The organism is Hydrogenophaga sp. GW456-12-10-14-TSB4, from assembly GCF_059424305.1.
The window spans coordinates 19542-28434 of the sequence record NZ_JBWKZH010000074.1 but is presented as its reverse complement, the minus strand read 5'-3'; the positions used below and the strand labels follow the sequence as shown (position 1 = coordinate 28434).

The 8893-nt window shown below is 64.6% G+C and carries 7 protein-coding genes and 1 pseudogene; 1 reads left to right on the top strand and 7 read right to left on the bottom strand.

Annotated elements, in window-relative coordinates; genetic code table 11:
• Positions 1-270: 270 nt before the first annotated feature.
• The 7 genes and pseudogenes from AC07ZS_RS25535 to norR form a co-directional block, all read right to left on the bottom strand.
• Positions 271-606 (bottom strand): annotated as a pseudogene (locus AC07ZS_RS25535) (nitric oxide reductase transcriptional regulator NorR); the annotation flags it as partial.
• A 365-nt stretch (positions 607-971) separates the two neighbouring features.
• Positions 972-1553, bottom strand: coding sequence for a hypothetical protein (locus AC07ZS_RS25530; protein ID WP_297400170.1), 582 nt, complete (start codon positions 1551-1553; stop codon positions 972-974).
• A complete protein-coding gene (locus AC07ZS_RS25525) occupies positions 1550-2197 on the bottom strand; it encodes an SCO family protein (RefSeq protein ID WP_297400168.1) in 648 nt (215 codons plus the stop codon). The genes AC07ZS_RS25530 and AC07ZS_RS25525 overlap by 4 nt, the downstream gene beginning before the upstream one ends.
• A gap of 42 nt (positions 2198-2239) precedes the next feature.
• The gene (locus AC07ZS_RS25520) at positions 2240-2848 is read right to left on the bottom strand and encodes a c-type cytochrome (RefSeq protein WP_297400166.1); all 609 of its coding nucleotides are present in this window, start codon (positions 2846-2848) and stop codon (positions 2240-2242) included.
• 19 nt (positions 2849-2867) lie between these two features.
• On the bottom strand, positions 2868-3515 hold the full coding sequence (locus AC07ZS_RS25515; RefSeq protein ID WP_297400164.1) for a cbb3-type cytochrome c oxidase subunit II: 648 nt from the start codon (positions 3513-3515) through the stop codon (positions 2868-2870).
• Positions 3505-5157 (bottom strand): cbb3-type cytochrome c oxidase subunit I, encoded by a 1653-nt coding sequence (locus AC07ZS_RS25510; protein WP_297400162.1) that lies wholly within the window; start codon positions 5155-5157, stop codon positions 3505-3507. Before AC07ZS_RS25510 ends, AC07ZS_RS25515 begins: the two co-directional genes overlap by 11 nt.
• Before the next feature lie 657 nt (positions 5158-5814).
• The gene (gene norR, locus AC07ZS_RS25505) at positions 5815-7356 is read right to left on the bottom strand and encodes a nitric oxide reductase transcriptional regulator NorR (protein WP_297400160.1); all 1542 of its coding nucleotides are present in this window, start codon (positions 7354-7356) and stop codon (positions 5815-5817) included.
• 154 nt (positions 7357-7510) lie between these two features.
• On the opposite strand from norR, the gene hmpA reads away from it, so the two are divergent.
• Positions 7511-8704 carry an NO-inducible flavohemoprotein gene (gene hmpA / locus AC07ZS_RS25500; RefSeq protein ID WP_297400157.1) on the top strand — a complete coding sequence of 398 codons (1194 nt, stop codon included), beginning with the start codon at positions 7511-7513 and terminating at the stop codon, positions 8702-8704.
• The last annotated feature ends 189 nt before the right edge of the window (positions 8705-8893 follow it).

The window sequence follows — 8893 nt, the reverse complement described above, 5'->3', positions numbered from 1 at the left end:
GAATACATGAACTACCTCCTGGTAGTCCAAGTTTTCGTCCGCATCCCCCTCGGGTCAGAGATCAGTGGAATTCAACATCCTCCGCTGCGTGAACACTGAAAGACCTAGGATGTCCCCTTTCGCAAGGGCTTGGCAGTCCTCAGACCGAATTCCATTCGGCGAGTCACCTCAGAGAGGACACCGTCATTCGTCGCGGTGCGAACGGGCCGATGACTTCACTAACCGCTCGATCAAGACACGCAACAATACGAACAGCGCGTCGACTTCACCCTACGCCTTGAGTCCCAACCGACGCGCCAGCTTGTGCAGGTTGCGGGGATCCAGTTCCAGCTGGCGCGCGGCTGCCACCCAGTTGTCCTGATGCAGCGCCAACGCTTGGCGCTGGCTGGCCTCGATGACCTCGTGCATCGAATCCAAGCGCGACACGATCACCATTGCACCGGGGACCTGATCTGAAAGCGCGGCCCTGCTAGCGGGCATCTCCAAGGCATCGAGGTCGAGCATGTCAGCCTCCAGCGTGACGATGTCTTTGCGGTCCGCGCCGCGGCTCACCGCCTTCAACGCCGCGCGACTGATCACACGCTCCAGTTCGCGCACATTGCCTGGCCTGTCGGCGAAGAAGGTTCAAAGCATGGAGGACCTTTTTAAGGGCCGGCACTTTGAGCGCGAGATCATCGTGGGCAATGGTATTCATGAACTGGATGGTGCGAACCCGCGCGTACTTCAGCTGTTCGCCAAGGCCGCCCGGTGCACCTTCGGTAACCTGGTGTTCATTTGGCGATGCCACCGGCGCTGCAGGTCGTGCTCAGTTTTTTGGGCAATGCACCAGCGTTGGTGAAGCCAGGACGCCAACAGAGCCAAGCGCGTCACTGACCCTGCGATCCTCCACCGATGTGCCCGATCGCTGCCTCAGATATTGCTTGCATCTGGGTCGTGAAAGCGGTGGCCAATCCTGCGCCAGCATGTCGAAATCAAGAAGCCAGTATCCGCAAACGGCGTGCCACATGTACAAACCATCCGACGACCAGCACACCGCAGAGCCAAAGCAGGCCGCTGGCCAGTTGCTCCTGATCGTCGATCCGGTATGCGTTGCACAGCCGGATCGGGGAATCCTGGTACAGGGTCGCGATGACGACCGTCATCGGTACGACACTGCCCAGAAAAAAGGCCTGAACCACCAGCCCCGCCGCGCGCCAGGAGGGCCGCAGCACGGCGCCGGCAAACAGCAAGGCTGCGACCTTGGCACCTTCGACTCGCAAGTCGACCAACGCCAGGTCGAGCACGCGCGGGATCATCAGCACCGCGAGGAACAAGGCGCAGGCGCCGAGACCGGCAATGCCCAGGACGTTCCATTCGGACAAACGCGTGGCCAGCTTCGACGGCAACGACGCGCCCAGCAGCGCACCCGCCAGCATCACGGCCGGATATTGCACGAGCATGTGCAAGCTCATGCTGGACTCCAGGGCCGGCCGCAGCGGGGGCGCCATCAGCAAGGCCAGCAGCGCGATGCCCATGGCGAACTGAAAGTGGGTCGCCTTGCGTGGCTGCGTCACGGCGCGCTCCCGTCGGCGAGCGCGCGAGAGAACGCCAGCGCCGTCTCCCATTCGTCATGGTCGAACATTCGCACCAGGCGACCTGCCGGATCGACCACCAGCAGCGCGGCATTGTGTTCGAAGCCACCGAGATCGTCGGCAATCACCGTGACCTGGTAGTGATCGAGCAGGCGCTGGCCCACCGACGCGTTGGCGGGATGGGCAACCCGGGCGAAGCGCCAGATGCGCGGGTTGGCCTTCAATCCGGTCGCATAAGCCGCGAGCACAGCAACGTCGTCGTGTTCGGGATCGAAGGTGATCGAAAGCAGTCGCACCTTCGAGGCCAGCGGCGAGCGTTCGCTCTCGGCGATGGTCGATTGCATCTGCTGGAAGGTACTTCCCAAGGCCGCGCACACGCTGACGCAGCGCGTGTACATGAAGTCGACGAGGGTCACGGCGCCCTCGTGTGAAAAGATTTGCGCCAGCGTCTGCCGCTCCAGGCCGGGACCTTCCATCGCGACAGGAAGGGCCGCCAGGGGACGCGTCGCGACCTCCAGGCGGCGTGCGCCTTCGGCGGTCCAGACCCTGAAGTCGAGCGTCAGCCAATGCGCGGCCGCATACGACAGCAGCGCGAACAAGACGCTGGCGATCGTTGTGCGTGTCATGGTGAACCGCCAGTCATCACGCACGGGATGGACCTTGCCGGCTCAGGAGGTCTTGGCGGTCAGGGCTTTCAATTCCGCGCCACCTGCAAACGGTGCTGTGCGGGGATTCCCCTTGCGCTCCTGGTCGAACAGTTCCGGCTGGATCGGCTCGGCCTTGTTCGACCAATTGCCGCGGATGTAGCTTGCGAGCGCTGCCAACTCCGGATCGCCCAGTTGATTGAATGCAGGCATCGCACCCTTGTAGACCGCACCGGCGACCTCCATCTCGCCGGTGACGCCATGCAGCAGGATGTTGGCCACCAGGCGCGGATCGCCGACAACCCATTCCGATCCATCGAGCGGTGGGAAAACGCCGGGCAGCCCTTTGCCGGTGGCCTGATGGCAGGCCACGCAGTTCGCGGTGTAGAGCTGCTTGCCGTCAGGTTGGGCGCCGCCAGCGGCAGGCGCGGGGCCGGACAGCTCGGCGACCGTTCGGCGGTCGCCGAGCCCTGACGTGCCAAACGGGTCTGACAGCAAAATATAGGCCGCTCCGAACAGCACCATGCCGACGGCGACCGCTGCGACCACCAGTGGCATCGGTCGACGCACTTCGTCCGGCTCGGCGTTTTCGCGCTCCTGCGGTGGTCGATGGGGGTCGGTTTCGTTTGACATGCTCAGTTCCCGCCTGTGCTCAGGAGCCGGCGGCCGGCGCGACCTTCGGCGGCACCTGGGCATCGCCCTCCGGTGAAGGTGCAGGTGGTGGTGGAGGCAGGATGGGGTAGGTGCGATTCAGCGCCTGCAGATACCGCACCAGATCCAGGGCCTCGGGCTTGGGCACGACCACGCGGCCCTTGGGGGCATACCCCGGCGGCAGGGCCAGAACCTCCTCACCGTCGTCGGCCGCCTCCTTGATGTCGAACAAGTACGGGTACGACGGCATGTTCGAACCCGGCGAATAGGCGCGCGGCTGGTAGAGGTGGCCCAGATGCCAGTCCTTGCTGGGCTGGCGCGCGCCGATGTTCAGCAGGTCCGGGCCCGTGCGCATGCTGCCCAGCAGATGGGGCTTGTCGTAGAAATAATCGCCCGGCACCGATGCGCGCCCCCATCCGCGCTCGAAGTCGGGCCCGAAGCTGCGCGTGCGTGGTTGCTGGCTGTGGCAATAGACGCAGCCGTTGGCGATGTACACCGCCCGCCCACGCAACTGAGCGGTGGTGTATTCCTTGAGGGCGGGCGGCTTGGGAATGTCGCGAACCTCGATGTAGGGCATGACGACCAAGGCGGCCGTTGCCACGGCCAGAGACACCATGGCACCGGCCGCCAGCTTGATCTCATTTTCCATGCGAGAGCTCCTGCTGGCCCTGCTGCCAGAAGAGCGCCGCACCCGCGCGCGTGGGGCCGAAGCGCAAGGCCATCGCCAGGAAGTGGCCGACGAACACAACGTGGCTGGCGACCATCAAAGCGCCTCCGACACTGCGCCATTTCAGATAGGGGTAGGTCAGCGTGACGGAGTCCATGAAGGGCCGCGCGGCATCGAGCATGGCCAAGCCTTGCAGCCAACCGCCGATCGACAGTCCAACGAAGTAGATGGAGGCACCGATCGCCGCCAACCAGAAATGCAAGCTGATCAGGCGCGGGTACGGCCACTCCCAGTTCAGCACCCGAGGCATCATGAAATAGATGGCGCCGAACAACACCATGGTGACGAAGGCGTAGGCACCCAGATGCGCATGCGCCACGGTGAAGTGCGTGAAATGGGTGATCTGGTTGACGCTGCGCAAGGCCTCGAACGATCCCTGGAGCGAGGAGAGCATGTACATGAGGCCGCCGAACATCATGAAGCGCAGCGTCGGTGAATAGCGCGCCAGATGCATGCGCCCCTGCATCGTCAAAGCCATGTTGATGGTGAAGGCGATCACCGGAATGATCATCATCATGCTTTGCACGATCGACAGCGTGACCAGCCATCCAGGGACCGGGCCTCCCACCAGATGATGCCCACCCACCTGGCCGTAAAAAAAGGCCAGCGTCCAGAAGCCGAGAATGGACACGTTGTAGGAGCGCACCGGGCGGCCGATGATCTTGGGCAGGAAGTAGTAGATGGCGCCCACGCTGACCGGCGTGAACCACAGGCCCAGCACGTTGTGGCCGTACCACCAGTTGGTGGTCGCCTGCTGGACACCGGTGTGTACGCCAGGCATCTTGCCAACCAGGTAGAGCAACGCGATCCACAACAACGCCGCCACCATGTACCAGACGCTCACGTACATGTGCTCTACCTTGCGGTTGACCAGCGTGAACAGCACCGGCAGGATGACGAGAGCGAAGCCGAGAAAGATAAAGATGCCGATCTGCCACGGGATCTCCAGATACTCCATGCCATCGGTCCATCCCACCGCGATGGCACCCACGCCACCGGCAATTCCGGTGTTGATGAGCGCCCCGCCAAGCATGGCCCAGATCCCGCCGAGCAGGCGCGTTCGCAGCAGCCGGGGCAGCAACCAGAGAATCATGCCCAGCGCCGCGTTGGTGATCCACCCGTAGAGCACCGCATTGAGGTGGACGCTGCGCAGGCGTCCGAAGGTCATCCAGGCCTCGCTGACCAGCCAGTCGGGCTCGTGCAGCTTGATGGAAGACACCAAGCCAGCGACGGAGCCGAGCAGCAACCAGGCGCATGCGAACGCGATGAACATGAACACCGGAAACGCGGTAGAGGTATCGGCCTCCAGGCGGGCGTGCATTTCATCGGGGTCGGCGGCGTGCGGTTCGATGCCCGATTGCGTGGCCGCCGCCTGCATCGACTCTCGCGCTGCATCGCCCAGCGCCGGGTCGTCCACTTTGCCGATCTCGCCGCGTGCAAAGATGACAGAAGCCGCTTTCGAATTCTCCACCAGCAGTCCGCTTCGCATGGACCAGATGAAGATGAACAGGCCGATGATCGACAGGAGGAATGCGCCCAGCAGGCTGAGGATGGCGCTGTCCATCAGTGGCTCCACGTGAGCTGCTTGCAGACCGGTCGCAACTTTTGCGCCACGCGGATCTGGGGCCCATAGGCCCTCGAATCACATGTCATCGCTACTCGCTTTCTGCAGCGCGGAGCCGGGATCCACTTGGAAGGAAAATCACGACCCGAAAGGACTGCAAGTGATCGTTCCTGAAGATGCGCGCTGTATCGATCTTAAAGAGCGTTTCAAAGCGCGTCAAACAATGGGCTGGCGCCTGCTGCGGTGAACCCCGCTTGCTCGCTGCGTCACCAGGCGACGTAGACATTGCTTTGGCCAGCATCACGATGGCAAGGGCTCGGCAGAAAACGTTCAGGTGCGAGCAAGTGCGGTGCCAATTGCAAGCCGCAGTTCATGCCGACCTCCTGCGCGCAACACGCATGCGTCGTCCATCATGTCCCCTGCACGATGGTGACTAGCACGCAGGCATCTTCCAGCGCGTGCAGGCTGTGTGGCTCACCACCGCGCATAGAGCAGTTGTCCCGCCTGCAGCTTCTGCAAATGCTCGGACGTTGACTGGTTGGCGACCAAGGGAATCAAGCCTCTTAACTGATCGCGGCAGTGCATCGTCGGCTTTCAGCGGCGCGTTGGTTGTGCACCGATTGCTTCAGTGATCGCAAACGCGCTGGTGCAGCGTGGTCACTGGCGTCCAGGCTGAGCGCTGGACGGTTTCTCTTCCGTGGAGATCAACCTCATGCGCCGGGCCAGGCGGTGGAAATTGCTGCGGTCCATGCCGGCCTCCTCGGCCGCGCGTGCCAGCGAGCCCTGGTGGCGCGCGATCGCCGCCTTCATCCAGCGGCGCTGGAATGCCTCGGTGGCGGCGCGCAGGCCCCCCGAGGCAGGGGCCAAGCCTTCTTCGACCCCTGTCGGCCCGACCGACGCGCCGGTGACCTGAAGCGCCAGATGCCGAGACTCAATACCGATCCAGCGTCCACTGCGCCCCTGCTCCGAGAAGGCACGCAGCGCTGCGCGACTGAGCAGGTGTTCGAGTTCGCGCACGTTGCCAGGCCACCCGTGCGCGAGCAGCGCCGCGTTGGCTTCGGGCGTCAGGCGCAGGTTGCGCGCGCCCAGGCGGTGCTGGTTCTCTTCCAGGAAACTGCCTGCCAGGGTCAGCACATCGCGGCCCCGTTCGCGCAGCGGCGGCACCTGCAGCGGATAGACCGAGAGGCGGTGGTACAGGTCGGCGCGGAAACGCCCGGCCGCCACTTCGCCGCGCAAGTCGCGGTTGGTGGCCGCCAGCACGCGCACGTCCACGCGCAACTGCTTGTCGCTGCCGGGGCGCTGCAGCTCGCCGCTTTGCAACACGCGCAGCAGCTTGGCCTGCACCGGGAGCGAGAGCTCACCCACCTCGTCCAGGAACAGCGTGCCACCATCGGCCAGTTCGAACTTGCCCACGCGGTCTTGCACCGCGCTGGTGAACGCGCCTTTCTTGTGGCCGAACAGTTCGCTGTCGGCCAGGCCCTCGGGCAGCGCGGCGCAATTGATCTGCACCAGCGCCTGCTCGGCGCGCGAGGAACGCAGGTGCAGCCGCTGCGCCACCAGTTCCTTGCCCACGCCGGTCTCACCGAGGATCAGCACCGTGAGGTCGGACGCGGCCACGGTGTCGATCTCGCGCTTGAGCTGCTGCATCGCCGCGCTCTTGCCCAGGAGTTCGCGCGGTGCGGCCACGCCAGCGCGGCGCTCGCGTGCCAGCGCCTGCTCGTGCGCGGCGCGCGCGTGGGCCGCGTGCAAGGCCTCGCTGGCTTCGATGCCGGCTTCCAGCAACGCCACCACCGCCTGCAGCTGCGGCGGGGCCACGGCGTCGAAGGCGTGTGAATTCAGCGCATCCAGCGTCACCAACCCCCACAGCTTGCCGGCGTGGCGCAGCGGTGCGCCCATGCAGTCGTGCACGGCCAGCAGTTCGCGCTGCCCGGCCACCAGGCCGTCGTAGGGATCGGGCAAGCCGCAGTCCGCGGCAAAGCGCAAGCTCTGCGAGCTGCCCAGCAACTGCGCGAGGCGCGGATGGGCCGCAACGGGGAAGCGGCGACCCATGGCCTCTTCGGTGAGGCCGTCCACGGCCACCGGCATCAAGGCGTCGTCATGCAGGCGCAGCAGCACCGCCGCGTCGCAGGCCACCAGGCCGCGCACCGCGGCCAGCAGCGATTTGAAGTGCCTGTCGTCGGCGGCGGCTGGTGTGGTCATGAGGACAACGCGTGGTCAAAAAGACATCATTGAACGGTGGTCAATTTAACCACGATCAAAAAAACCTCTTTGCAGATCAAGTACTTGCTGGCACCATTCATATGGCACGTTTGTTGAATAGCCATAGGCCTCTTCATTCAACCGTTGCGCCCTCATGCCCCAGTTCTCCGCCCAGACCATTGCCCTCGTCAAAGCCACCGTGCCGCTGCTCAAGCAGCAGGGCGAGGCCATCACCCGGCACTTCTATGCGCTGATGTTTCGCGACCACCCCGAGGTCAAGGCCTTCTTCAACGAGGCCCACCAGGCCCAAGGCAGCCAGGCGCGCGCGCTGGCCGGTGCGGTGCTGGCCTACGCCACGCACATCGACAACCTCGACGCCATCGCGCCGGCGCTGCCGCGCATCGTGCAGAAGCACGCCGCCCTTGGCGTGCTGCCCGAGCACTACCCCATCGTGGGCGCCTGCCTGTTGAAGGCGATCCGCGAGGTGCTGGGTGAGGTGGCCAGCGACGATATCCTCGCCGCCTGGGGCGAAGCCTACGGCGCACTGGCGCAGTTGCTGATCGACGCCGAGGAGCAGGTGTATGCCGCCAACGCGGCGCGCGAAGGCGGGTGGCGCGGCACGCGCACGCTGCGCCTGTCGCGCAAAGTGGTGGAGAGTGAACTGATCACCTCGTTCTACCTGGAGCCCGTGGACGGTCAGGCCCTGCTCGCGTTCACGCCGGGGCAGTACCTCACGCTCGTGCTCGAGATCGACGGCCAGGCCGTGCGGCGCAACTACTCGCTGTCGGATGCGCCGGGCAAACCCTGGTACCGCATCAGCGTCAAGCGCGAGGCCGGCGGCCACGCGTCCAACTGGCTGCACGACCACCTGCAGGTGGGCATGGAGGTGCAGGCCCAGGCGCCGTGCGGTGATTTCCTGCTGGACACGCAAGCACGCCGGCCGCTGGTGCTGGTCACGGGGGGTGTCGGTATCACGCCGGCCATGAGCATGCTGGAGGCCAGCGCCGCCAGCGGTCGACCCATCCACTTCATTCACGCGGCGAGACACGGTGGCATTCACGCTTTCCGTGAGCGTGTCGAGAGTCTCGCTGCGGCACACGGCAATGTGCAGCCCTTCTACGTGTATGACGAACCGCGCGAGACCGACCAGCCGCATGCGATGGGTTTCGTGACCGAAGCGCTGCTGGCCGAACAGCTGCCGGCCGACCGGGATGTTGACCTGTACTTTCTCGGCCCCAAGCCTTTCATGAAATCGGTCTACGCCAGCGGCCGCGCGTTGGGGATCCCCGAAGCGCAGTTGCGCTACGAGTTCTTCGGGCCGCTGGAGTCGCTGAGCGTGGCGGGCTGATCCCTTTTGCTTCAGCCTACAAAAAAACAGCGGTTCATCAACCTTCTGCGATGATGTTTAGCATATCGAAGTAGTTGCGTAGTCCTCGCATTGCCCTTCTCGGCGCGCCCAGACCGGCAGGGAGTCGGGACAAACGTGAAGATCCTGCTTCTGAGTCAGGCGCGGGCGCAAGAATGAAACGCTCGAGGG